This window comes from Microbacterium sp. WCS2018Hpa-23 (assembly GCF_031843845.1).
Lineage (GTDB): Bacteria > Actinomycetota > Actinomycetes > Actinomycetales > Microbacteriaceae > Microbacterium.
The window spans coordinates 24,938-46,617 of record NZ_JAVTIZ010000003.1 but is presented as its reverse complement, the minus strand read 5'-3'; the positions used below and the strand labels follow the sequence as shown (position 1 = coordinate 46,617).

At 68.4% G+C, this 21,680-nt stretch carries 21 protein-coding genes; 13 read left to right on the top strand and 8 right to left on the bottom strand.

Going from position 1 to position 21,680, the window contains the following annotated elements:
* Positions 1–82: 82 nt before the first annotated feature.
* The 5 genes from RQG77_RS05695 to RQG77_RS05675 form a co-directional block, all read right to left on the bottom strand.
* Entirely contained in the window at positions 83–2,371 is a 2,289-nt protein-coding gene (locus RQG77_RS05695; protein ID WP_311243861.1) for a GEVED domain-containing protein, read from the bottom strand.
* Positions 2,372–2,686: 315 nt separating this feature from the next.
* Complete coding sequence (locus tag RQG77_RS05690; protein ID WP_311243860.1) at positions 2,687–3,604, bottom strand: glycine betaine ABC transporter substrate-binding protein; 918 nt, start codon at positions 3,602–3,604, stop codon at positions 2,687–2,689.
* Between the two features lie 83 nt (positions 3,605–3,687).
* Positions 3,688–4,719, bottom strand: coding sequence for a proline/glycine betaine ABC transporter permease (locus RQG77_RS05685; RefSeq protein ID WP_311243859.1), 1,032 nt, complete (start codon positions 4,717–4,719; stop codon positions 3,688–3,690).
* Positions 4,719–6,020, bottom strand: a complete 1,302-nt coding sequence (locus RQG77_RS05680) for a glycine betaine/L-proline ABC transporter ATP-binding protein (RefSeq protein WP_311243858.1) — start codon at positions 6,018–6,020, stop codon at positions 4,719–4,721. Before RQG77_RS05680 ends, RQG77_RS05685 begins: the two co-directional genes overlap by 1 nt.
* A 367-nt stretch (positions 6,021–6,387) precedes the next feature.
* Complete coding sequence (locus RQG77_RS05675) at positions 6,388–7,590, bottom strand: methyltransferase (protein ID WP_311243857.1); 1,203 nt, start codon at positions 7,588–7,590, stop codon at positions 6,388–6,390.
* 61 nt (positions 7,591–7,651) lie between these two features.
* On the opposite strand from RQG77_RS05675, the gene RQG77_RS05670 reads away from it, so the two are divergent.
* The 7 genes from RQG77_RS05670 (at position 7,652) to RQG77_RS05640 (ending at position 13,716) form a co-directional block, all read left to right on the top strand.
* On the top strand, positions 7,652–8,308 hold the full coding sequence (locus tag RQG77_RS05670; protein ID WP_311243856.1) for a TetR family transcriptional regulator: 657 nt from the start codon (positions 7,652–7,654) through the stop codon (positions 8,306–8,308).
* Positions 8,305–9,297, top strand: coding sequence for an ABC transporter ATP-binding protein (locus tag RQG77_RS05665; protein ID WP_311243855.1), 993 nt, complete (start codon positions 8,305–8,307; stop codon positions 9,295–9,297). The genes RQG77_RS05670 and RQG77_RS05665 overlap by 4 nt, the downstream gene beginning before the upstream one ends.
* Positions 9,294–10,094 (top strand): ABC transporter permease subunit, encoded by an 801-nt coding sequence (locus RQG77_RS05660; protein WP_311243854.1) that lies wholly within the window; start codon positions 9,294–9,296, stop codon positions 10,092–10,094. Before RQG77_RS05665 ends, RQG77_RS05660 begins: the two co-directional genes overlap by 4 nt.
* A gap of 341 nt (positions 10,095–10,435) precedes the next feature.
* A complete protein-coding gene (locus RQG77_RS05655) occupies positions 10,436–10,834 on the top strand; it encodes a GntR family transcriptional regulator (RefSeq protein ID WP_311243853.1) in 399 nt (132 codons plus the stop codon).
* Entirely contained in the window at positions 10,831–11,748 is a 918-nt protein-coding gene (locus RQG77_RS05650; protein WP_311243852.1) for an ABC transporter ATP-binding protein, read from the top strand. The genes RQG77_RS05655 and RQG77_RS05650 overlap by 4 nt, the downstream gene beginning before the upstream one ends.
* Positions 11,748–12,434 (top strand): hypothetical protein, encoded by a 687-nt coding sequence (locus tag RQG77_RS05645; protein WP_311243851.1) that lies wholly within the window; start codon positions 11,748–11,750, stop codon positions 12,432–12,434. Before RQG77_RS05650 ends, RQG77_RS05645 begins: the two co-directional genes overlap by 1 nt.
* Before the next feature lie 157 nt (positions 12,435–12,591).
* A complete protein-coding gene (locus RQG77_RS05640) occupies positions 12,592–13,716 on the top strand; it encodes an aromatic acid exporter family protein (RefSeq protein WP_311243850.1) in 1,125 nt (374 codons plus the stop codon).
* A 67-nt stretch (positions 13,717–13,783) separates the two neighbouring features.
* On the opposite strand, the gene RQG77_RS05635 is transcribed toward RQG77_RS05640, so the two are convergent.
* Positions 13,784–14,365: a helix-turn-helix domain-containing protein gene (locus RQG77_RS05635; protein WP_311243849.1), complete on the bottom strand. Its 582-nt coding sequence runs from the start codon at positions 14,363–14,365 to the stop codon at positions 13,784–13,786.
* Between the two features lie 75 nt (positions 14,366–14,440).
* Between RQG77_RS05635 and RQG77_RS05630 the strand changes: the two genes are divergently transcribed.
* Positions 14,441–15,847, top strand: coding sequence for an MFS transporter (locus tag RQG77_RS05630; RefSeq protein WP_311243848.1), 1,407 nt, complete (start codon positions 14,441–14,443; stop codon positions 15,845–15,847).
* A 69-nt stretch (positions 15,848–15,916) separates the two neighbouring features.
* Here RQG77_RS05630 and RQG77_RS05625 read toward each other — a convergent pair whose 3' ends face one another.
* Positions 15,917–16,708, bottom strand: coding sequence for an SDR family NAD(P)-dependent oxidoreductase (locus tag RQG77_RS05625; protein ID WP_311243847.1), 792 nt, complete (start codon positions 16,706–16,708; stop codon positions 15,917–15,919).
* 114 nt (positions 16,709–16,822) lie between these two features.
* Between RQG77_RS05625 and RQG77_RS05620 the strand changes: the two genes are divergently transcribed.
* Both RQG77_RS05620 and RQG77_RS05615 read left to right on the top strand, forming a co-directional pair.
* A complete protein-coding gene (locus RQG77_RS05620) occupies positions 16,823–17,323 on the top strand; it encodes a MarR family winged helix-turn-helix transcriptional regulator (RefSeq protein WP_311243846.1) in 501 nt (166 codons plus the stop codon).
* A 99-nt stretch (positions 17,324–17,422) separates the two neighbouring features.
* A complete protein-coding gene (locus RQG77_RS05615; RefSeq protein WP_311243845.1) occupies positions 17,423–17,881 on the top strand; it encodes a GyrI-like domain-containing protein in 459 nt (152 codons plus the stop codon).
* Positions 17,882–18,045: 164 nt separating this feature from the next.
* Here RQG77_RS05615 and RQG77_RS05610 read toward each other — a convergent pair whose 3' ends face one another.
* Positions 18,046–18,264 (bottom strand): SCO4848 family membrane protein, encoded by a 219-nt coding sequence (locus tag RQG77_RS05610; protein ID WP_056511117.1) that lies wholly within the window; start codon positions 18,262–18,264, stop codon positions 18,046–18,048.
* Positions 18,265–18,561: 297 nt separating this feature from the next.
* Here RQG77_RS05610 and RQG77_RS05605 point away from each other — a divergent pair, with 297 nt between their 5' ends.
* From RQG77_RS05605 to RQG77_RS05595, 3 genes are all read left to right on the top strand, one after another.
* Positions 18,562–19,188 (top strand): sigma-70 family RNA polymerase sigma factor, encoded by a 627-nt coding sequence (locus RQG77_RS05605; protein WP_311243844.1) that lies wholly within the window; start codon positions 18,562–18,564, stop codon positions 19,186–19,188.
* Positions 19,185–19,667, top strand: a complete 483-nt coding sequence (locus tag RQG77_RS05600; protein ID WP_311243843.1) for a hypothetical protein — start codon at positions 19,185–19,187, stop codon at positions 19,665–19,667. Before RQG77_RS05605 ends, RQG77_RS05600 begins: the two co-directional genes overlap by 4 nt.
* Before the next feature lie 141 nt (positions 19,668–19,808).
* On the top strand, positions 19,809–21,383 hold the full coding sequence (locus tag RQG77_RS05595) for a S8/S53 family peptidase (protein ID WP_311243842.1): 1,575 nt from the start codon (positions 19,809–19,811) through the stop codon (positions 21,381–21,383).
* Positions 21,384–21,680: the final 297 nt, after the last annotated feature.

Below are 21,680 nucleotides of genomic sequence, written 5' to 3'. Positions count from 1 at the left end.
GGAGAACCACCGCAAGGGAGGAGGAATCCCGACAGATCCTCCTCCCCAGGCGCAGTTCTCCTCCCGGGGCGACAGGTCAGCGCTATCCGCCCTGCACAGCGACGCGTTCCTCGGCGAGACGACCGCGCCGCACACGACGCGCCTCGAGCAGGGCCGCACCCGCGAGGGCGAGGCCGATCAGCACCCCTCCGGCGAGCGTGAAGCCCTGCGAGCCCGTGCCCCCCGCGGCCGGCAACACGAAGGCGGGCACGTCGCGGACAGAGATCGTGTTCGCTGCCGCCGTGACCTGCGGACTCGACTGCCCCGCCGCGATCGACAGCACGCCGGTCGCCGACACGACGACCTTGACGGGCTCCGCGAGGAGCGCGAAACCCTCCGGCGCCTTCGTCTCTTCGAGCCAGTATGTGCCCGGGCGCACGTCCGCCGCGGTGAAGGTGCCGACCTCGGCCCCTGCGACCAGGCCCGGCGTGACCGCGACTCCCGGAGCCCCCGCGACATCGGTGAGCAGTCGGAAGCCCGACCCGTCCATGCGCACCCAGTCGCCGTTCGTGTCCTCGCCGATCTTTTCGACCAGGATCGAGACCAGGATCTCGCGGGTGGTCGCGTTCGCCGGGTCGGTGTCGGTGATCCGCACTCCGCCCGATGCCGGCTGCCCGGACGCGGTCGCGGTGTTCGTGTGCAGCGTGCTGCCCGTCGTCGGCGCGGCGCGGGTTGCGGTGAACACGGCCACCTCGCCCGGGTCGAGCGTGCCATCCCAGACCCCGACCGGGACGATCCCTGCTGCCGCGATGACGTTGTCGGTGAGCTGCACCGCGGTCAGCGGCACATTGCCGGTGTTCCTCACCCGGAACTCGAACGAGAGCGTCGATCCCGCGTCGACGAAGATTCCGGGGGCGGCGTTCGCGTCATCTCCGTTCACGAGCTTGATGACCTCGATCCCCGGCGTCGCCGCGGCGACGGTCAGGATGTAGTCCTCGACCTCTCCGGACTGCGCGATCCCGCGAGGATCCACCACTTCGGATGCCGTGAACGAGGTACGCAGACGCAGGTATGTGTCGCCGACCACCGCGGCCCCCGGCACCGCCCAGGTCAGAGTGACCGAGGTCGCACCCGCGATGAACACCGCCTGCACCCGCTCGGTGGCATCGAAGATCCCGTTCTTGTTGAAGTCGATCCATCCGGCGACCGTCCCGGGCAGCGTCGTCCCCGTCAACGGCACGACGAGCGAGTAGGGGGTCGACCTGATCGCGCTCGGCGCGCGCACTCCGTCGCCGATCGCGTCGTCCGTGTCGAGCGATGCGGTGATGCTGGACTTCGGTGACAGTGTCGGCTTCGCCGTGGCGTCGGCATCCGATGTGATGCCCGCGCCGAGATGCAGCGGACCCTGCACGTGCACCGCGGCCTGAGCCGCGTCGTAGCTGATGGGAGCATCGCCCATGTCCTCGTGCAGGCGGATGGAGAGGCGGATCAGATCACCGAGACTCGTGCCGAGGTCTGCGGTGTTGTACCCGTTCGCCCAGCCGTCGGCCGCCGGCGCCCGCTGGATGTGCGTGCCGACGCTCAGGGTCACCGTCTGGAAGGTGCCCTTCAGCGCCACGGACCCGCACGCTGCGAGCGACGTGCTCGTCATCGTGCGTCCGTCGAGCTCAGCTGCGTCGGGGAGCATGACGTTGCATCGCGAGCTGCTCGTCTTCGACGCCGCGGTGAGAGTCGTGGCGGTCGTGCCGATGTTCTGCGCGCCGGCGATCGGAGAGAACGTCACCCCGGGGGTCACGATCTCGAGCTGCATGGCGATCCACGCGGCGGCCGTCCGGTCACCGTCCGCGTTCGTCTTCATGGTGAATCCGTTGCCGGTGATGATGTTGCAGTACGTCTCTGAGGTGTTCCGCTCCTCGGCGCACTGCGCGTAACCGCCGAGCCCCGAGATGTCGAGGATCGGGTCGGTGACCGCGCGGCTGAAGGTCACCGTGAGGGAGCCGTTCCTGTTCGCGCAGTACCCGGAGAAGTCGAGTCCGTCGCACATCCCGGCAAACGCCTCGAGACCGACCGTCGGCGTGGTCGCGGGGTCGAGCCCGGGTGCGAACATGCCCGAGGTCGCACCGTAAGCGGAGTGCGGGGTGGTCGTCAGGAGCCGCACACCGGGGATTCCCGCCTTCGTGGTCGCGGGTGCGACTGTCAGCGTCGCGGTGACCCCGCCCCGATAGTTCATGGTCGCTGACGTGGCAGTGGCGGTGGTGCTGATCGCCTCCTCGATCGCCTGCGCGGGCTCCTGCGTGGTCGGCAGCCCTCCGGCGAGGAGGATCACGCCGATCAGCGCGGCCCCCAGGATGGCGCGGACACGCCGTCGTCGTCTCGGTGCTGCTGCAGTCATCAGATCCTCAATCGATGAGACGCATCCGCGCGGAGATCCACGGTCCGGTGACGGATCCGAGGGAGTTTCAGTCAGCCCGGCGACGCATGTGGGAAGAGCGGTCGATGATTCGACCCACACACAGGACAGGGGGCGCGACTGTTCGTGACGCGGCCGCAGGGGCGCTGTTTCAGTACATCAATACTCCGGAGGGTGGATGCCGGAATCTCCGCCCACGGCGGCGCAGCAGACACAGCGATGGGCGGAGGATCCGCATCGGATCCTCCGCCCATCGGAGTGACGTCCGCCCCAGGCTGTGGAGCGAGCAGGGTCAGGTCAGTTGACGACCCAGTCGAACGCGTCGCCGTGCTCCTCGAGCCAGGCGTCGACGGCATCCGCTTCCTTGCCCTCGCCGTACTCGTTCACGACCAGGTCTTCGAGCGAGCCGTACTGCTCGTCGTCGAGCTTGATCTGCTCGATCAGCTCAGCAGCCTCGGGGAACTCCTCGGCGAAGCCCTTCGTGCCGAGGAAGTGCAGAGCCTCGGACTCGCCCATGGCGCCCTTGGGGTCGTCGAGGTCCTTCAGCGGGAAGGCGTCGTTGGCCCAGAACGGACGCCACAGCGTCACGACGATGTCTTCTTCCTTGTCGGTCGCGGACTTCAGCTCGGTGAGCATCGCCGCGGTCGACGAGGTGACGAGCTCGTACTCGCTGTCGAGACCGTACTCGGGCATCATCTTCTGGGTCTGCGCGGTGAGACCGGCGCCCGGCTCGATGCCGAAGATCTTGCCGTCGAACTCGGCGCCCTTGCCCGCGAGGTCCTCGATCGAGTTCAGCTCGGAGTACTCCGGAACCGCGATGGTCAGCTTCGCGTTGTCGTAGTACGCACCGAGGTCTTCGATGTCGTCGCCGTAGGTGTTCATGTACTCGGCGTGGGTCAGCTCGGGCCAGGCCGACGGGTAGATGTCGACGTCGCCCTGCGCGAGGCCGGTGTACAGCGGGCCCGCCTCGGTCAGCGTCTTCATCTCGACGGTGTAGCCGATCTTCTCGAGCTGATCCTGCAGCAGGTACGCGGTGCTCAGGCCGTCGGTCCACGAGGGCAGGAAGCCGAGGGTGATCGTGCCCTTGTCTCCGGATCCGGTGTCTTCACTGCCGGTGCCGCTGCCGGTGCCGCCCATGCCGTCGCCACTGCAGCCGGCGAGGGTCAGGGTCGCTGCGGCTCCGATGGCCGCGATCGTCAGGAACTTCTTCTTCATGTGTCTGTCTCTCTCGTTCCGTATATATGGGTGCTGTGTTGCTGTGTACTGCGGTGTTGCTGTTCTCTTGTGGGAGGGATGAGTCAGTGCACGCCGCCGCCGACGGCGGTGCGACGCGGGGAGGCCTTCTCGCGCTCGGCCGCGTCCGCGGCAGCCTTCGAAGCCTCTGCCTCAGCCGATGCGGGAGCGGATGCGCTCGAATCAGCCACCTCCGACACTGCGGATGCGGCGGCGAGGCGCTTCTGCGTGCGGCGACGCGCCAGTATCCCGAGAAGCGACGAGCGGTTGCTGCCGAGATCGCCGAGTGCCGCCGTGACGCGGTCGAGGAAGACGGCGATGAGCACGACGCCCAGACCGGCCTCGACGCCCTTGGCGATGTTGATGGTCGAGATCGCTTCGACGACGATCTTTCCGAGGCCGTCGGCACCCGCCATTCCGGCGATGACCGCCATCGACAGGGCGAGCATGATGACCTGGTTGACGCCGGCGAGGATCGTCGGCATCGCGAGCGGAAGCTGGATGCCGCGCAGGATCTGCCCCGGCTTGGCACCGAACGCCTGGCCCGCTTCGACCGTCTCGGAGTCGACTCCGCGGATGCCGAGTTCGGTCAGTCGCACGCCCGGGGGCAGTGCGAAGATCACGGTCGCGACGAGGCCTGGCACGACGCCGATGCTGAAGAACACGATCGCCGGGATCAGGTAGACGAACGCCGGCATGGTCTGCATGAAGTCGAGCACGGGCTTGAGCACCGCACGCACCGTGGCGTTGCGGGCCGACCAGATGCCCAGCGGCACCGCGATCAGCACGGCGATCACGGCGGCGACGAGCACGAGGGCGAGGGTCTGCATCGCTGGCACCCAGAGGCCCATGGCGACGATCAGGCCGAACGAGATGACCGTGCCGATCGCGAGCTGCCACGAGCGCACGAGCCAGGCGATGAACGCGGCGATCAGGATGATGACGACGAAGTGCGGGGTGAGCAGCGCGCGGGTGAGGCCGTCGACGAGAAAGCTGACCACGAACGAGATGACGTCGAGCAGACCGTCGAGGTTCGTCTTGATCCAGTCGACGCCTGTTGCGACCCAGCTGCCGAGGGGAATGCGGAAACCATCCATCAGCGCACCTCCTCTGTCTTCACGGCGTCCGCCGGGTCGGCGGTCCACCCGTCATCGAGTACTGCATCGATCTCGGCCTGCGGCATCGGCAGAAGCGGCAGGGTGAGCTCGCCGGTGGCGCCGGGGCCGGGGCCCAGGGCTGCGAGCAGGGTGATGCGCGGGATCACACCGACGAGGCGCCCCTCGGCATCGACCACGGCCAGCGGCAGCGGCGACTCGACCGACGGGATGAAGAGGTTCATCAGGACCTCGTCCTTGCTGACGCTCTGCGGCACGGGCTTGATGATCGACTCGAGGGTCGACACCCCCTGGCGCACCAGCTTGACGGCATCCCGGTCGGTGACGATGCCGCGCAGCTTGCGGTCGCGACCGGTCACGTAGGTGGCCGACATGAACGCGTCGCGCATCTGACGCAGCGCGGTACGCGGGCCCGCGGTGTCGGCGACGACGGGGCGCGGACGCTCCATGACGTTCGCGGCGGTGAGCACACGAGCACGGTCGACGTCCTGCACGAACTGCTCGACGTAGTCGTTGGCAGGATCCATGAGGATGTCTTCGGGCGTGCCGATCTGCACGATGCGGCCATCGCGCATCACGGCGATGCGGTCGCCGAGGAACATGGCCTCGTTGAGGTCGTGGGTGATGAAGACGATGGTCTTCTGCAGCTTCTCCTGCAGCTCGAGCAGCTGCTCCTGCATCTCGCGACGGATCAGCGGATCGAGCGCGCTGAACGCCTCGTCCATGAGCAGGATGTCGGAGTCGGCAGCGAGCGCACGGGCGATGCCCACACGCTGCTGCATTCCACCCGAGAGCTCGGACGGCAGCTTGTCGGCCTGGCCCTCGAGACCCACCAGGGCGAGGATCTCCTCGGCCTTCTTCAGGCGCTCGTCTTTGCCTGTGCCCTTGAGTTCGAGCGGGTAGGCGACGTTCGCGGCGACCGTGCGGTGCGGCAGCAGCGCGAAGTGCTGGAACACCATCGAGATGCGGTCGCGGCGGATCTCCCGCAGACGCGACGACGGGATGCCCGTGATGGGGTCGCCGTTCACGACGACGGATCCGTCGCTCGCCTCGTGCAGCCCGTTGAGCATGCGGATGATGGTGGACTTGCCGGAGCCGGAGAGCCCCATGATCACGAAGATCTCACCCCGGTTGACCGTGAAACTGGCGTCGATGACGGCGGCGGTTCCTGCGTCGCTGACCGCGGATCTGCTCTCACCGGCCTTCAGTCGACGGACGGCACTGCTCGGATTCTTCCCGAACACCTTGTACAGATTGCGCGCTTCAAGAGCGATTTCGGACACGTTTCCCCTGCGGCTCGCCTTCGGGTGGCTGAGCCTGCTTCGGTTACGCCCGGGTGATCCTCCCGGCCGTTTCGACATGGTGCTGTGGCGGCGCGGACGGCGGATTTCGGATCCGCCGCGATAGAGCATCGACCGTACGTCCACGCCTCTTCGCAGCACAGCACATTCGAAAGAAGGACGTGGTCGCGGACTGGTCTTCGGGCCGTCAGGCCCACCAACCAACGTAACGAAATGGCCGGTCAGGGGCAAATCCGCAATCCCGAGCGACGTTCAGTTCCGTCGGCTGACCGGGGGATTGTGCGGGTTTCGGCCATGGTCGCGGGCCGGGCGTGCGCGGGCGTTTCGGGCGCTTCCGGTCCGCGTGCGATCAGCGACGGACGCTGCGCGTCACCGTGAACTTCGGAGTGCGCTCGAGCTGCTCGGTGACGCCCACGAGACGGGTGAGTTCGGCGCGATATCCGAGCGACGAGTTGAAGACCGTGAAGAGCTCACCGCCGGGGCGGAGGATGCGAGCGGCGGCCTCGAACAGACGCGTCGCCGCACCGGTGTGCACGCTGCTGCCGAGGTGGAACGGCGGGTTGAGCAGCACGACGTCGGCGCCGGCGTCGGCGAGTGCGGATCCGGCGTCGTCGTGCATGACCGTGACCCGGTCGGCGACGCCGTTCGCGGCCACGGTGGCGCGAGCCGAGGCGACAGCTGCGGCCGATCGGTCGGTGGCGATGAGGCGGGCTTCGGGGTGCACGAGAGCGTATGAGGCGGCGAGCGCGCCGGTTCCGCAGCCGAGATCGACGACGATCGGGGTCGGGCTCGGCTCGCCGTCGTTCACAGCGCAGCATGGATCGGTCGGAGCGCCCGTTTCCGGGGCGATTCTGGCCCGGTCAGATGCATCCATGCTGAGTTGTGAACCGTCGAGGCCGAGCACCTCGAGCAGAACCCGTGTGCCGATGTCGAGCTTCGCCCCCGCGAATGCGCCGCCGTGGGCGACCAGAGTCAGTCCGTCATGCTGCGCCGCCACCGGGAAGGGCGGCCCAGCGGGCACCGGCCGCGGCTCGCTCGCGATAATCAGGCGGGACTTCCGTTCCGCACGCTGCGCCTGCACCTGGGCGAAACTCCGCCCGAGCACCTCGTTCTGGGCGATGGTCATGTGCTTGACACGACCACCGGCGACGAGCACGACATCCGGGGCCGCCCAGCGCGCCACGGCATCCGCGATCTCCTCGAGCTCGGCGAGCGCCTTGGGCAGTTGCAGCAGCACGAGTCGTGCCCCGTCGAGCAGGGTCGCATCGAGCTCATGAGACGAGAACCCCGAGAGGTTCAGGTCGTCGGCGTTGCGAGCCAGCGCACGACGCCCCGTCGCGAGGTCCTGGTGCACGTGGATGCCGTCGACTCCGGCATCTGTCAGCGCGAGCGTGATCGCGCCGTACTCGTCGCCGATGACCGCGATCTCGCGCCCATCGACCCCAAGCGACAGCGCGCGTTCGACGAGCAGCAGGTCGGTGGCGTCGTGGGCCTGGAGGTTGTCGGCCTCGACGTCGGGCCAGCGGCGCAGGCGGCTGTAGGGGAAGTGCACCTCTCCAGACTAGGAGCGCCCTCTCTTGACAACGACTGAACACGTGTTTAGTCTGCTGTACATGCGTTCAGCCTCTGACGACATCACGGCTCGCGCCCGCATCCGCGACACCGCCATCGCCGCCTTCGCCCGCGACGGATACGACGGAGCGAGCATGCGCGCGATCGCCAGGGAGGCCGGCGTCAGCCCAGCGCTGATCGTGCACCACTTCGGCGACAAGAACGCCCTGCGCACGGCGTGCGACGACTATGTCGTCGGCGTCTTCATCGACGAGGACCATGACCTCATCGTCGCGCCGACCCGCGATCGCATCCGCACCGCATTGAATGACCTCGAGCGCTACGGCCCGTATATCGACTACCTCGCCCGCATGCTCGCCGACGGATCAGCCGCCGCCGATCGACTGTTCGACAGCTTCCTGGCCAACACCCGCGACGTGCTCGCCGAGCAGCGCGAGGCGGGGATGCTCGAGCCGATGAGCGACCCCGAGATGACGACGATGCTGCTGACCCTCATCGGACTCGCCCCCGTCGCGATGCGCGCGCAGATCGCGCGCGCACTGGGCACCGATCAGCTGAGCCCGGCCGGACTCCTGCGCACCACTCTGCCGACGCTCGAACTGCTCACTCACGGCATCTATTCGACGACCGCACTGCTCGACGGCGCGCGAGACGCACTCGCCGCCGAGGGGAACACCCCGAGAGGCGACGCATCATGACCGACACCATCGAGATCGACCGTCTGCAGAAGCGCTTCGGCGGTCGCATCGCGCTGCACGAGCTCGACCTGCACGTGCGTCCCGGCACCGTCTTCGGGCTGATCGGACCCAACGGCGCCGGCAAGACGACGACGCTCCGCACGCTCGTCGACATCATCCGTCCGTCATCCGGCTCGGTGCGCGTCCTCGGCGAGAATCCCCGGCACGGCGGCGCTGCGCTGCGCCGCCGCATCGGGTATGTGCCGGGCGAGCTGCACCTCGAAGGGCGATCGAGCGGACACCGGATGCTGGCGTTCTACGCCCAGGTCTCGGGTGGCCTTGACTCGGCGGCGACCCTGCGCACCGCTCGCGATCTCGCCGACCGCCTCGGAGTCGACCTCTCGCGTCCCGTCCGCACGCTGTCGAAGGGCAACAAGCAGAAGGTCGGATTGATCCAGGCGTTCATGCATCGGCCCGAGCTGCTGATCCTCGACGAACCCACGAGCGGCCTCGACCCCCTGGTGCAGCGCGAGTTCCTGCAGATGGTGCGCGAGGCGAAGGATGCAGGGCAGACCGTGCTGTTGAGCTCGCACGTGCTCAGCGAGATCCAGCAGACCGCCGACGAGGTCGCCGTGCTGGCGAACGGACGGGTGGTCGCGGACGGCGACGTCGCCTCCCTGCGACTGGGGTCGATCCGACGAGTGCGCGTCGAGATCGCGACGACGGACGCCGCGTCCGCCCGCGCCGACTTCGATCGACTGCCCGGTCTCACCGGAGTCGAGATGCACGATGCCGACGGCATCCTGAGCCTGTCGGGCACGGTCGACGGAGCGATCGACCCGTTCATCAAGGCACTCGCGCCCTTCGAGGTGCGCGATCTGACTGTGGAGGAACCGGACCTCGAGGAGTCCGTGCTGCGTCTGTACGGCGCCACTGCCGCGAGCGCAGGCGCACGCACAAGCGAGCCACCGACGAGACGCACCAGGCGCGACGGGAAGGCGCAGCGATGAACGGCATCCTGCCGGTGTTCCGGCGCAACCTTCGCGAGTCGTGGCGGAGCCTTCTCGGATGGACGGTCGGTGTCGCCGCCGTGCTGTTCCTGTATCTGCCGCTCTTCCCGAGTCTCGGTGGCGACGGTCAGCTCGAGGCCATGATCTCGTCGCTGCCGAAGGAGCTCGTCGACACGCTCGGCTACGACCAGATCGCGACGGGAGCCGGATACACCCAGAGCACGTTCTTCGGTCTGATCGGCTTTCTGCTGCTGACGATCGCGGCGGTCATCTGGGGTTCGGCGGCGATCGCCGGTGCCGAGGAGAGCGGGCGAGCCGAACTCGACCTCGCGCACGGAATCGGTCGCGCTCAGTACGCCCTCGAGTCCGCCGCCGCGGTGCTGGTCAGGCTGCTCTGGCTGGGCGCGTTCTCGGGGCTCGTCGTCGGAGTGCTGAACGGACCCTCCGAACTCGACCTCGAGGGATGGCGCATCGTCGGGGCGAGCACCGCGCTCACCGGACTCGCGTTCCTCACGGCATCCGCGGCCCTGTTCGCCGGGGCCGCGACCGGCCGCCGCCTCTGGGCGACCGGGCTGGGTGCGGGCATCGCCGTGCTCGGATACATCCTGCAGGCGCTCGCCAGGCAGTCCGAAGGCCTCGACCGGCTGAACGCGCTGTCGCCCTACGCGTGGGTGTATCGCCAGCCGCCGCTCGCCGAAGGGGTCGACCCGGGCGGACTCGCCCTGACCTGGGGCCTGGCTGCGGCCTTCGTCGCCGCCTCGGTCTTCGCGCTGCGCGCCAGGGATCTGCGCGGCTGACCTCGATTCGGCCGGGATCTCGATGCGGAGGGGCGGATGCTGCGGCATCCGCCCCTCTTCGTCTGCCCGCCGCCGCCCCGGACAGCCACCGCCACCACCGCACCCGCCCAGGTGGGGCCAGTTCCGCACCGCACCGCCCAGCCGGGGCCAGTCCCGCACAGCAATGCGGCCTTTCGGATGCAGAACTGACCCCGCACCGGCCAGGCTGCGTGAGTTCCGCCCCGCACCCGCCCAGGCGGGGCCAGTTCCGCACGACTGCCTGCCCGAAACAACTGTTGACACGACCGAGGTTCAGTGGTTACCTAGTCGAGTAACTAACCCACCAACCACTCGGAGGACTCGTGATCGACGAAGGCAAGCCGCTCTTCCTCCAGATCGCCGAGCAGATCGAGGACTCGATCATCGACGGCTCGCTCGCGGAGGAGACGCAGGCTCCGTCGACGAACGAACTCGCCGGCTTCTACCGGATCAACCCCGCGACCGCAGCGAAGGGAGTCGCCATGCTCACCGACAAGGGAGTGCTGTACAAGCGCCGCGGCATCGGCATGTTCGTCGCCGCCGGAGCGCGCGACATCGTCGTCGGCGAGCGGCGCGCCGCATTCGCCGACCGCTACATCGACCCGCTCCTCGCCGAGGCCCGCACTCTGGGCCTCGGCGCCGAAGACCTCGCCACGCTGTTGCGTGAACGCGCAGCGCTGGCACCGCAGACCACACAGACCGAAGGGAAGACCCCCGCATGACCGCCGTCATCGAGGTGCAGAACCTCACCAAGCACTACAAGGAGAAGAACGCGCTCGACAACGTGTCGCTCACCCTCGAGGGTGGCGCGATCTACGGACTGCTCGGCCGCAACGGGGCGGGCAAGACGACGCTCATGTCAATCCTGACCGCGCAGAACTTCGAGTCGTCGGGCACCGTGCGCGTGTTCGGCGAGCACCCCTACGAGAACACGCACGTCCTCAACCGGATCTGCTTCGTGCGCGAGAGCCAGAAGTACCCGGACGACGCGTACCCGCGTCACGCGTTCAAGGCAGCGAGCCTGTTCTTCCGCAACTGGAGTCAGGATCTCGCCGACGAGCTCATCGAGCAGTTCCAGCTGCCGATGAAGCAGACGATCAAGAAGCTCTCGCGCGGACAGCTCTCGGCCGTCGGCGTGATCATCGGTCTCGCCTCACGCGCCGAGCTCACCTTCTTCGACGAGCCCTACCTGGGACTCGACGCGGTCGCCAGGCAGATCTTCTACGACCGGCTGCTCGAGGACTACGCCGAGCACCCGCGCACGATCATCCTCTCGTCGCACCTGATCGACGAGGTGTCGAACCTCATCGAGAAGGTCATCGTGATCGACAACGGGCAGATCCTGCTCAACGAAGACACGGATGCCGTGCGCGACCGCGCCGTCACCGTGATCGGCGATGCGACCAAGGTCGACGCGTGGGCCTCCGACCGCGAAGTGCTGCACCGGGAGGCCCTCGGCCGAGTCGCCTCCGTCACCGTGCTCGGCACCCTGTCTGCCGCCGAGCGCGCCGAGGTCACCGCATCCGGTCTCGATCTCGCTCCGGTGTCGCTGCAGCAGCTGATCGTGCGTCTCACCCAGAAGGCCGAGGCGGGCTCTGCCACCAGAGTCTCCGCCGCGAAAGAGGAGGTCCGCTGATGCGACGCACACTCAACGTCATCCGCCTGCAGCTGATCAACCGGCAGACGTTCATCTGGGTGCCGCTGATCATCCTCGGCTCCGCGGTCATCATCTCGGTGCTGATCTACGCGATGATCCCGACCGAGGGTCCGAAGTACGGGGGCGGCGGCCAGGCTCCGCTCTGGTACTTCTTCGCCATCGGCCTCTCGGCCATGACGCTCACCTTCCCGTTCTCGCAGGCGATGAGCATCACCCGGCGCGACTTCTTCTTCGGCACGCTGCTCACGGCGATCCTCGGAAGCGCGCTCATGGGCGTCGTCTTCCTGATCGGGGGCGGAATCGAGACGCTGACCAACGGCTACGGCGTGAACGGCTACGTGTTCTACCTGCCGTGGCTGTGGGAGGCGGGTCCGCTCGGAGCGTTCACCGTGTACTTCACCCTCGCCCTCTTCCTGTTCGTCGTCGGCTTCACCGGAGCGACGATCTACAAGAGCTGGGGACCCACCGTGCTCACCATCGCGAGCGTCGGTCTGGGCCTCATCCTCGTGGGGCTCGCGTTCCTCGCCACGAGACTCGAGCTGTGGGATGAGGTGTGGCGGGCGATCCTCGACGCGGGCGCTCTCGGTCTCGCGCTGTGGGGCCTCGTCGCCACGGTGGTGCTCGCGGGCATCTCCTTCCTCGCCTTCCGCAGGGCCATCCCCTGACCAGTCGGTGATCACTCGGCGCCGGTCGCTCCTTACGGGGCGGCCGGCGTCGTCGTGTCGTGACCGCTACCCGGCCTCACCGCCGGATGCAACCCGGTGCGAGCACGGACGCCGAGCGGCTAGCGTCACCCTTCGGGGAGGATGACGAGAGGATGCCGTGACGAACATCAGAACACGAGTGCGCGCGCGCCGCCCCGGCATCGTGCGCTCGCTGCGCGAGGCGGTCGACCCCGCTCGACTTCTGCTCGTCGCCAAGACCGCACTGGCGGTCGGGCTTGCGTGGCTGATCGCTCCTCATACGCCCGGAGTCACCGACGAGTACCCGTACTACGCGCCGCTCGGCGCGCTGGTCAGCATGTATCCGACGTTGATGGGCTCGGTGCGATCGGGGCTGCAGACCCTGCTCGGACTCGCGACCGGCATCGGACTGGCCGCAGTCGTCGTGCTCACCGTCGGCCCGACGTGGTGGAGCATCCCCGCCGTCGTCGGCGTCGGCGTGCTCGTCTCGGGCACCGGGTGGTTCGGCGTCGGACGGGAGTACGTGCCCATGGCTGCGCTGTTCGTGCTGATCGTCGGCGGCCAGGATGCCGAAGACTATTCGCTCGGCTACCTGGTGCAGATGGGGGTCGGAGTGGTCGTCGGGTTCATCGTGAACCTGGTGATCGCCCCCGCTCCGCTCACCCTCGCCGCCGCGGCGAAGGTCGACGCCTTCCGCACGCAGCTGAGCGAGCACCTGCACGACATCGGCTCGGCCGTTTCGGATTCCTGGCCGCCTGAGCACGAGCAGTGGGCCGACGATGCGGCATCCCTGGCCGACACCACGTCGGAGCTTCGCACCGCACTGTCCGACGCCGACGACAGTCGACGAGGCAACCCGCGCGCGTTCGGGCACAGAGGAGAGACGCGGCACATCCACGAGGAACTCGCGCGCCTCGATCGCGTAGCGCACCTGATCCGCGACATCTCCGACGAGGTCGCCGACACCATCTGGGACCGCCCGGGCGGACTCGAACTCGATGCGGCGCTGCCCGACCCGCTCTCGGCCGCATGCCACGCCGTCGCCGAGGTCATCGTGCAGCAGGATCCGCTCACGCCCGCAGATCACCGTGCTCGGGGGGAGGCCGCGCGCGCGATCCGCCTGCTGCTCGCGACCGTCGACGACCGCACGATCGACGTGCGGCGGTCGATGGGGCCCGGAGTGCTCGCGGCGATGCAACTGCGCCGCATCCTCATTCTCAGCGGCCACCGGGAGCCGGAAGAGCCGTTCGAATCGCCTGAATGACCCGATATTCACTCCGGATCGGGTCATTCGCGCGATTCGAACGCCCAGGAATGGCAGTTAGCCGCCGTCAGATCGTGTCGTCGGCCGCGAGGACGTCGACCTGCCATGAGCGCCCGGCCGGGTCATCCTTGTCGTGGGCATCGACGGCCTCGGTGATGACCTCCTGCACGCGCTCCATCACGGCTTCGAACTCGGACTCGGTGAGGCGCACCATGCGCTGCGAGAAGTGGGCCCGCGCCTCGGTCGCTCGGCCCGAGAGGTATTCGGGAGTCCAGGCGATCACGCGGCTCAGCATGTCCTGATGGTCGTCGGCGACCGAGCGGACCATGGCGGTGCCCAGGGCCTCATCCGGCACCGGATGCTCGGGGTCGCCGACGTTGAACGATCCTCTGCGTGACTTCCAGACGCGGTCGCGGCGATCGCGGGCATGCTCGGGGGCCTCTTCGATGAGACCCGCATCGGCCAGGACCCGCAGGTGGAAGCTCGCAGAGTTGGCCGGCACGTCGAGATCGGCGGCGACGTCGGCCGCACGCAGGTGCTCGCGACGCGAGAACAGACGGATCATCTGACGACGCAGCGGGTGCGCGTAGGCCTTCAGCATCGCCGACGTCATCCAGACCTGGTCCGCGTCCTTCTTCGCCTCCGCCATACCGAGAGTGTATCCGCACAAGAAGTTGCGCAATAAGTATTGCGCAACTGTTCTTGCGCAATTACGGTGAGTACCATGACGACCGTGACCGAGCCCCACCGTCTGTGGCGCAACGCCCGATACCTGACCTGGCTCGTGAGCGACACGAGCAAGGGGCTCGCGGCCGCCCTGTTCGCGTTCGCTATCCCCCTGCTCGCCCTGATCGTCACGAACGACCCCGCGCAGGCCGGCATCATCGGCGGCGCAGGCATGGTCGCCCGGCTGCTGCTCACGCTCGCCGGCGGCATCCTCGCCGATCGCCATCGGCGCATCCTCCTGATGCTGATCGGCTCTCTCATCGGCATCCTGCTGGCGGGCGCCTTCACTCTGCTCGCGCTCGGGGGCGCGCTGACCTTCGCCACGCTCCTCATCGCCGACGTGCTGCTGGCCGCGCGCAGCGGCCTGTTCGACGTCGCGGGCGAGAGTGCGATCAAGGAGATCGTGCCCGACGACGCCATGGGGCGCGCGCAGGCCGCGAACCAGGGGCGTGATGCCGCGATCCAGCTCGCCGGCGGCCCCCTCGGCGGTCTGCTGCTGGGCGTCGGCGGCTGGCTCGTCGGAGCGGTCATGACGCTCTGCCACGCGGTCGCGGCGGTCATGGCCTGGATGCTGCAGCGCGAGATGCGCCGCGCCGGGATCGTCGACACGGGAGCGGGTGCGGATGCTGCGGGTGCCCGCCCGGAGAACGGAGAGCGCCCGGTCGGCGACGAGCGTGTCGCCGTGGGACCCGCCGTGGATCCGGCGGACGGTCTGGGTTTTCCCGTGGAGCCCGCGACGGATGTGGGTGTGCAAGGCAAGACCAGCGCCTGGGCCGAGCTGCGCGAGGGATTCGCCTGGCTGCTCGCCCGACCCGATCTCGGCGGCGTGCTGCTCATCATCACGGTCATCAACCTGGGCTTCAACGCCGCGATCACCACCACGATCTACGCGCTGCAGCAGGACGGATACTCCGAACTGCTGATCGGTTCGCTCAGCGCGGCTGTCGGTGCCGTCATGCTCGTCGGGGCGGTCGTCGCGCCGACGCTCGTGCCCCGCATCCGCGCCGGCGTGATCGCGATCAGCGGACTCTCGGTGGTCGCCGTGGGCACGATCGTGCTGTCGATGGTCACCGAACCGTGGGCGATCGTGGTCGTGCTGGGCGCGTCGGTGCTGCTGCTTCCGGCCCTCAATGCGGGGATGATGGGCTACTTCATGGTCGCGACACCGACGCAGTTGCTCGGCAGGGCGAACAGCGCGGCCGGCGTTCTGGGCATGGGCGCGCTGCCGCTCGCTCCGCTGATCGCCGGCTTCGGACTCACCTGGATCGGCCGCGAATGGACGATCCTCGTCTGCGCGGCGCTCTGCGTCATCGCGGTCGCGCTCGCCCTGGGCAACCGCGCATTGCGCGCGCTGCCGATCGAGTCGCGCTGGGCCGAGCACGCCACGCAGTACGAGAACACCTGAGCCCCATTCCCCTCGATGTCCTGGTCTGTGCTCAGGGGCCGGCCGCAGACGTCGGATCCTCCGACGTCGTCACAGCATCCCGGTGAGCACGCCCCCGTCCGCGCGCAGTGCGGCGCCGTTCGTCGCCGACGACAGCGGGCTCGACAGATACGCGACCAGGCTCGCGATCTCCGTCGGGTCGATGAACCGCTGCAGCAGGGTCGTGTGATTCTGGCCGATGATCGCGCTCTTCATCGCCTCGGCGGGAAGGCCTTGCGCTTCGGCCACGGCCGCCACGGATGCAGCCACTCCATCGGAGAAGGTGGGACCGCCGAGCACGGTGTTGACCGTGACTGCGGTGCCTCGAGTGAGCTTCGCCAGGCCGTTCCCCAGCGCGATCATCGCCGCTTTCGTCGTGCCGTAGTGCACCATGTCGGCTGGCACGTTGACCCCGGATTCACTGCTGATGAAGATGATGCGCCCCGAACCCCGCGCGAGCATTCCGCCGAGCACCGCCCGCGACAGTCGCACGCCGCTCATGACGTTGACGTCGAAGTACCGCGCCCAGTCCTCGTCGCTGATCGATGCGAAGTCGGCGAGACCGAAGAGCCCGACATTGTTCACGAGGATGTCCACATCACCCAGTGCGTCCGAGAGCCGCGCCACCTCCCCGGCATCCGCGAAGTCGGCCGCGAGTCCCGATACCCGAGCCCGCGGCTGCTCGCCGCGCAGACGCTCGACCGCCGCGTCGACGCGTTCTGCGGTGCGCCCGTTGAGCGTCACCTTCGCACCCTCTGCAGCGAGCTGGGCGGCGATGGCGTATCCGATGCCCTGGGTAGAGCCGCTGACGAACGCCTTCTCGTCGTGCAGTCGCAGATCCATGACTACTCCTCCTGGCGCCGCCGAGCGACGCATTGACTTGCCTGAGCAAGTAACTCTATGTGGATTGACTTGCCTGAGCAAGTAACGACCGAGCAGATGAAGTAGTGTCATGACATGCCTGAGCAATCGATCGACGATCCATTGAGCGCGGACGAACTGGAGATCTGGGCGTCCGTGGCCACGTTGGTCGAGCGCCTCCCGACCGCTCTCGACGCCCAGCTGCAGCGAGACAGCGGGCTGACCCATTTCGAGCACGGCGTCCTGTTCGCCCTCGACTCCGCGCCCGATCGATCACTCCGTCTCAGCGTCCTCGCGAGCTACGCCAGCTGCACCCTCTCGCGGCTCTCCCGCGCTGTCTCTCGCCTGGAGGCGAAAGGATGGGTCCGCCGCGAGACCGACTCCGCCGACGGCCGGTTCACGCTCGGCATCCTCACGGCGAGCGGGCACGACAAGGTCGTCGAGTCCACTCCCGCGCATCACGCGCTGGTGAGGCGGGTGATCTTCGACAGCCTGACGGTCGCGCAGACGCGCCAGCTCGGCGTGATCAGTCAGAGGATCTCCACTGCGATCGGGCCGGACGAGGCGTGGAAGCCGCCGGTCCCCGAGCACCCCTGAGGCATGTCGGTGTCGGGATCGGACATCGGTGTCGATGCGAATGTCGGTGAGGATGCGTAGGATCGGCGGCACCGACACCCCTACTTTGAGGAGACGACGATGTCAGCCCTGGAGATCAGCGAGAAGCCTCTTCCCTATGTCCGCCTCGCGACCCTGACCGAGAAGGTCGACACGCAGCCAGAGGTCGCCGCGGTCGTCGGGCCGCTGTTCGACCGGGTCGCCGATGCGCTTCTGGCATCAGGGGCGACCCCCGGCCTGCCGATCGCCGAGTACGACATGGACCGCCACGGGGTGCGCATCACCGTGGGCTTCACGTACGACGGGCCCGCGATCGACGGTCTCGTGATCGTCGAGCTGCCGGCCGTGGAGTCGGCTTTCACGGCCACCCACCACGGATCCATGGCGACGATCGACGACAGCTGGGGGGCGGTGAACGCCGCGATCACAGAGCGGGGCGCCGCGGCTGTCGGACCCTGCCGCGAGGTCTACCTGCAGTCGGAATCCGAAGATCAGGCCGACTGGATCACCGAGCTGCAGCAGCCGGTCTCAGCAGGCTGACGGTCTCGAGCGGCCGGTTTCGGCGGTCCGGGCGAATGGTCGAGCGGGCGATCGGCTGGTCAAGCGGGCGATCGGCTGGTCAAGCGGGCGATCGGCTGGTCGGGCGGGCGGTCTGCCGGGCGGGCGTGCCGGGCGGTCGGGCGGGCGTGCCGGGCGGTCGGGCGTCAGAGTGCGCCGGTGAGTGCCGCGACGCCGACCAGTACCGAGACCAGTGCGAGCACCAGGGCGATCGCGATCAGCACGGCGTGCACCTTGAGGAAGGTCGTGGCCTTGCCGTCGGCATCCCGAGCCCGCGGGTCGGTCGCGACGCGCTTGTAGAAGCGGGGCCACACCAGCACGTTGAAGGCGGCGTTGAGGAACAGGACGACAGCGAGGGCGATCACCCCTCCACGCTAACGCCCGCGGCACGAATCCCCGGCCACCCCGTCACCCGGCATCCGTCTCCCGGCATCCGTCTCCCGGTATCCGTCTCCCGCCGTCTCTCATCCACCGTTTGCAGGACCACCGCACGCCTGCAGGACCAGACCGCAGCCCTGTTCCCGCAGACGCTCATCGGTCCTGCAGACGGCACTTGAGATGACCCTCGGACTCAATCCCACCGATATTCCGGGAAACCGACCGAGTCCATGTATCACCGAACCCTTGCCGTGCTCCTTACTGGTGTGATCACAATGGGACTCATGATCGACGGCGCACCCGACGGCGCCGCCCTCGATCCTGCACCGGACGACGGCGCGGCACGCTGGAGGCGAGCCGCCGACTTCTTCGACGCATGGCGGGACGGCGACAGCCGCGCGATGGACGACCTCGTGCGGCTGATGACGCCTGTGCTCTGGCATGTCGTGCGCGCCTACGGTCTCGAGCGGACGCTCGCCGAAGATGTGATCCAGACGACCTGGTTGCAGCTCGTGCGCGGACACCGATCGATCACCGATCCGAAGGCCGTCTCGGCCTGGCTGACGACCACCGCTCGCCGCGAGGCCTGGCGCGCGGGCAAGGCCCACAACCGACTCGACACGACTGAGGCGGATGCTCTCGACGCACTGCTGCCCGAGCAGGCCTCCGCCGAAGACCATGCCGCGACCGGCGACGAGAACCGCCGACTCTGGTCTGCAGTACAGCGTCTCGCCGAGAGGTGTCAGCGTCTGCTGCGCGTGATCGCGTTCGAGGAACGACCGGACTACGCCCGGCTCGCCGCCGACCTCGGAATGGCCGTGGGCAGCATCGGCCCGACGCGACAACGCTGCCTGGCGAAGCTGCGCGACCTGCTCGATGCCCCGACACCACAGCCGGGAGGCGCCTCATGAGCGAGAACGACGGCAACAACGGCGGCGACAACCACGAGGATGCCGAGCTCTTCGCGCACCTGCGGTCGCTGTGGCGCGACGTCGATCCGATGCCCGCGGCGCTGATCGATCGCATGATCGCGGCGGTCGCGACCGAGGGCCTGTCGGCCGAGTACGCGCTGCTGACCCTCGTCGAGCAGCCGCTCGGGGCGGTGCGCGGAGACGCGGACGCGCTGACGCTGCAGTTCAGCGACGGCACCACGAGCATCCTCCTACACGTCACGGGCACGGCGAGCGGCGCGCATCGCATCGACGGCTGGGTCGACACGGCCGCCGGACTGATCGAGCTCGCTCAGGGCGAGCGGACCCGCACCACGACCGCGAGCGACACGGGTCGTTTCGTGTTCGACGATGTGCCCGACGGGCTGACGCTCGTGCGCCTCACCACGACGGTCGGCGACGAGCAGCGAACCCTGTCGACCCCGCAGTTCGAGTTGTGATCCACCGCGGGGCGACCCGCTCACACCGCGGGCTCGCCCGCACACATCGCAGGGCCAGTCCCGCACCTCGCAGGATTCCCCGCATAGATCGCGGGCCCGCCCGCACAGGACGCGGGTCCGCCCGCGAGGAGAGGACCGACGATGGAGCAGCCCAAGGGGTGGAGCTGGCAGGACCGAGCGGAAGGGTCGATCCGTCGAGGGACGGCCCTGGATCCGTCCGTCGAGCCTGTCGACGGCGTCCGCGCGTTCCCGACCGCATATCTGCAGGAGCGTCTGCTGATCACGCAGGATCAGGACACCGGTCAGGAGGCGTACGACCGGGAGATTCGCGAGCTGCGCGAAGCCGCCGGATCGTTCGGCTGGAACCTCGACATCGAATCTCCGGATGCGCTCCGCGCCGCAGACCCGCTGCTGCCGGGAGTGCCCGGTTTCCTCCGGGCCCACCTGACGACCCCCGACGAACCCACCCGCGGCGAATCGCCGGTGCCACCCGATGCCTGGCGCGTGCTGCAGCGCGCGCGACGCAGTTCGGGAACGCCGATGCCCCGGACCAGCCTCGAGCACGTGCTGTCGATCGATCCCGTCGGGCTCAATCCGTTCAGCCGCACCAATCCCTTCAGCCGCACCAACCCGTTCAGCCGCACCAACCCGGTGCGTGGAGCAGGAGGAGGCGCCGGAGGCAGCGACGACTACCTCGAGCCAGGCCGCGGCGCACGACAGCCGGTCGCCTGGCTCGGCCCCGCACCCCAGCGCACCGCCGCTCCGAAACGCGGCCGTCGCCCGGTGGTGGCGGTGCTCGACACCGGATGCGGCGTACACGACTGGCTGCCCGACGACATCGTCACCCGGCACATCGAGCTCGACGGCGTGCCGGTGGGGCGGACAGACGACGCGGATCCCGAGCGCTACCCCGATCTCTATGGACAGCTCGACGGCGAGATCGACGCGGTCGCGGGTCACGGCACCTTCATCGCCGGCATCATCCGGCAGACGGCTCCGGAGGCCGACATCCTGTCGATCCGCATGGCCGGCGCTCTCGGTGTGATCGATGAGAGCACGTTCCTGACGACGGTCGCGCAGGTGGTCGAGCTGCTGCGTCGCCACAGGGAGGATCCGAAGACCGGGCATCCGATCGACGTCCTGAATCTGTCGCTCGGGTACTACCACGAGACTCCGGTGGACGGTCAGTTCAGCAAGACTCTCAACGCGCTGCTCACCACGGCACGGGAGCTCGGATGCGTGGTCGTGTGCTCGGCGGGCAACGACGCGATCGATCGACCGTCGTTCCCGGCATCCCTCTGGCCGTGGCCCGGTGCCGACAACGGCATCCCTCGGGACACGGACGCCCCGCACGTCTCGGTCGGCGCCCTCAACCCCTCGGCCCGCTCGGTCGCGCTGTTCTCCAACGTCGGCCCCTGGGTGCAGGTGTATGCGCCGGGTGCTGCGGTGGTGAGCACCTCACCGGCGTTCGTCGGCGGCGAGCAGGCGACCACGAGGGCCGACGTCGACGGACTGCGTCGCGAGACGATCGACCCCGACGACTACCGCGGTGGTTTCGCGATCTGGAGCGGCACGTCGTTCGCCGCCCCGTACGTCGCGGGTCGCATCGCGGCGCAGCTCGGCACCGTGCCTCCGCAGGGGGTGAAGGCGGATGCTGCGGCCAAGGCCGTCGCCGCCGTGCTCAAGACGCTGCCGACCCCGGTCGAGCGAGGGTAGGTGAAAGGGGGTCTGGCTCTATGCAGCCCGGCGTCCCGTGGAATGTCGCAGGAAGCGATAGCGCTTCGCGCTGGACTGGCTGCGGATCAAGGGGCCAGCGCCTGACTGCACAGGGCGTGCGCGACAAACGCTCCGATCACTATCAGGGCAATCCCGATCATGGGGACGAATGACATCGATCGTTGCCGCCCGAAGAGCAACGAGATCGCTCCGGATGCGGCGACGACCACGACACACACCCCAGCGAACGCGTCGATAGTGGCGTAGAGAAGAGTGCCATCACAAGTCTGCCCACAC

Bases quoted from the DNA above. Each gene is read 5' to 3' on its own strand.
- RQG77_RS05595 (WP_311243842.1), top strand. From the start codon at position 19,809: ATGGAGCAGCCCAAGGGGTGGAGCTGGCAGGACCGAGCGGAAGGGTCG.
- RQG77_RS05625 (WP_311243847.1), bottom strand. From the start codon at position 16,708: ATGGATCTGCGACTGCACGACGAGAAGGCGTTCGTCAGCGGCTCTACC.
- RQG77_RS05620 (WP_311243846.1), top strand. From the start codon at position 16,823: ATGCCTGAGCAATCGATCGACGATCCATTGAGCGCGGACGAACTGGAG.
- RQG77_RS05665 (WP_311243855.1), top strand. From the start codon at position 8,305: ATGACCGACACCATCGAGATCGACCGTCTGCAGAAGCGCTTCGGCGGT.
- RQG77_RS05695 (WP_311243861.1), bottom strand. From the start codon at position 2,371: ATGACTGCAGCAGCACCGAGACGACGACGGCGTGTCCGCGCCATCCTG.
- RQG77_RS05685 (WP_311243859.1), bottom strand. From the start codon at position 4,719: ATGGATGGTTTCCGCATTCCCCTCGGCAGCTGGGTCGCAACAGGCGTC.
- RQG77_RS05670 (WP_311243856.1), top strand. From the start codon at position 7,652: ATGCGTTCAGCCTCTGACGACATCACGGCTCGCGCCCGCATCCGCGAC.
- RQG77_RS05630 (WP_311243848.1), top strand. From the start codon at position 14,441: ATGACGACCGTGACCGAGCCCCACCGTCTGTGGCGCAACGCCCGATAC.
- RQG77_RS05615 (WP_311243845.1), top strand. From the start codon at position 17,423: ATGTCAGCCCTGGAGATCAGCGAGAAGCCTCTTCCCTATGTCCGCCTC.
- RQG77_RS05645 (WP_311243851.1), top strand. From the start codon at position 11,748: ATGCGACGCACACTCAACGTCATCCGCCTGCAGCTGATCAACCGGCAG.
- RQG77_RS05660 (WP_311243854.1), top strand. From the start codon at position 9,294: ATGAACGGCATCCTGCCGGTGTTCCGGCGCAACCTTCGCGAGTCGTGG.
- RQG77_RS05600 (WP_311243843.1), top strand. From the start codon at position 19,185: ATGAGCGAGAACGACGGCAACAACGGCGGCGACAACCACGAGGATGCC.
- RQG77_RS05650 (WP_311243852.1), top strand. From the start codon at position 10,831: ATGACCGCCGTCATCGAGGTGCAGAACCTCACCAAGCACTACAAGGAG.
- RQG77_RS05635 (WP_311243849.1), bottom strand. From the start codon at position 14,365: ATGGCGGAGGCGAAGAAGGACGCGGACCAGGTCTGGATGACGTCGGCG.
- RQG77_RS05690 (WP_311243860.1), bottom strand. From the start codon at position 3,604: ATGAAGAAGAAGTTCCTGACGATCGCGGCCATCGGAGCCGCAGCGACC.
- RQG77_RS05605 (WP_311243844.1), top strand. From the start codon at position 18,562: ATGATCGACGGCGCACCCGACGGCGCCGCCCTCGATCCTGCACCGGAC.